Origin of the sequence: Sandarakinorhabdus sp. (genome assembly GCF_032115815.1) — a bacterium.
Lineage (GTDB): Bacteria > Pseudomonadota > Alphaproteobacteria > Sphingomonadales > Sphingomonadaceae > Sandarakinorhabdus.
The window spans coordinates 1-1,896 of the sequence record NZ_JAUMBI010000257.1 but is presented as its reverse complement, the minus strand read 5'-3'; the positions used below and the strand labels follow the sequence as shown (position 1 = coordinate 1,896).

Genomic DNA, 1,896 nt, shown 5'->3' with positions numbered 1-1,896 from the left:
TTAATTTTTGCAATAGCTGTGTTATGTTTGATCGTCGGGAATTTCATGTTGGCAAGACGTCAACGTACCTGATTCAGACACCGACGACGGCAAACAGGCCGCCAAGCCAGAGGCATCGGCCGAGGCATCCGCCACCACCATATGCAGCCGCCGCCGACCGCGCGTATCCACATAGGAAAGCCAGTCACCGGCGCGCATGGCCTGGCCAAGCGCCGTCCAGCCGCGTGTGGCCAGCGTGGTGCCGGCCTGAAAATCCCCATCAATTACTGGCGTGCCGCCACCCGTGGCGCGGCGGGGGGACCATTGCGCCGGGCTGAAAAAAAACCGCCCCGCCATACCGCGCAGGCTGGAAAGGAAGGCCACCATCAGCCGCCGATCATCCGGGCCAAGCACCGGCCAGGTGGCGGTGAATTCCCACCGCGCGCCCGGCATTTCCAGGGTTTGCAGCGTGCCATCAAAAGGCGATTGGTGCGATTGGGTCAGCCCCACCAGGCGTTCAGCCGCTTCCGCCGGGCGGCGGATGGCGGGAAGGCTGATGCCCACAGGCGAAGGTTCTGCACCATCCAAGGTTATGGCCTGCACCTGCGCCAGCGTCAGCCCGGCGGCGTAAAGCCTGATGGCGCGCAGATGCCGGGCGCGATCACCATCGGTAATGGCGATGCGGTTGATGCTGGCGGCAAGGCTGCCCGATGTATCCGTGCCCAGGCTGGCGCCATCCAGCGCGGCGACCATGGCATTGGGCGCATAGGCAAGGGCAGCGCGATCCACCACACCATCCGTAATGGAACCAGTGCTGAAAGTAGCGATAGCCGTGCCGGAGCCTGTGATGGCCGGGGCATAGCCAGTGCCACCAGTGGCCGCGATATTCAGCCGGTTATTGGCCGAACCATCATCCGCCTGCACAGCGCCAAGCGAACCGGAATCGCCCTTGGCGATTGTGCGTTCTTCCAGATACAGCGTGGCGCGCGATGTGGCGGTGACAGGAACCGAACCTTGATCCGCCGCGCGCGTAGCGGCCGCTGTGGTAACGCCAACCGGCGGCAGGATGGGCGAAGTGGCAAAGGCGCCAAGTTCAAGCTGCGGCGCGCCGATGCGAAGCGTGAAATCATAAGTCCCGGCTGGGACCGAAAGCCGTAACCGGTGCCGAACGAAAGCCACCGTGACACCGCCAGCCAGCGTGCGCGTATTGACTACGCGCTGGCTGCGCAGCGGCGCGCTGGTGGGCGCGGGCACAGCAACAAGCACATCGGCCAAGGCTGGCGTGCCCGCCACAGGGTATTCCTGCCACCCAATCTGCCAAACATTTGGCCCGCTACCCGAGACCAAGCGCCAATACCAGCCACCTGTCCAAATCTCATTATTGACAGCCGCCGCAGACGCGCTTGATATAAAGCTCAGCGCAAAAACGCCAGTGCCGGCAGTGGTGCCAGTAATTCGAAAATCAACACAAGGGATGCCACTTTCACTCCCCACGAAGGGAATTTCAGTGAGGGCCAGCCCCCCCGTCACTTGAAAACCGAGACCAGTCGGGATCGTTCCCGGCGTGCCAGCAGCGGCGCCTTCCATGCGCGGATTGAGAACGCGGTTTGTGCGCCCCGGTTCCAGCAGCAGCCCGCGCCGCGCCAGCGTCACCGGGTCATGATCCACCCGCCACTGCCCCGCCGTGGCCACCTGCAGATTGCCTGCGGCGTCAAAATACGTGGCTTCCCCGGTGCCGCCGCCACCGCCGCGCGCGGCGGACCAGCCCGCCATGCTGGAAGGCGTGGCGGCCAGGAAATCATAATCAGCCAGCTTGATCATCGCCGCCCCACCGATTTGGCAACATTCCCGCCACGGTTGATCTTTTCCAGGAAGGCCACCTGCGCTTGTTCCGTGGCTATCGCGATGGCTGCGCGG

At 63.9% G+C, this 1,896-nt stretch carries 1 protein-coding gene; it reads right to left on the bottom strand.

The annotated features are described in order from the left end of the window. Positions 1-21: 21 nt before the first annotated feature. Positions 22-1,800 carry a hypothetical protein gene (locus tag RT662_RS14765; RefSeq protein ID WP_313671447.1) on the bottom strand — a complete coding sequence of 593 codons (1,779 nt, stop codon included), beginning with the start codon at positions 1,798-1,800 and terminating at the stop codon, positions 22-24. Between the last annotated feature and the right edge of the window lie 96 nt (positions 1,801-1,896).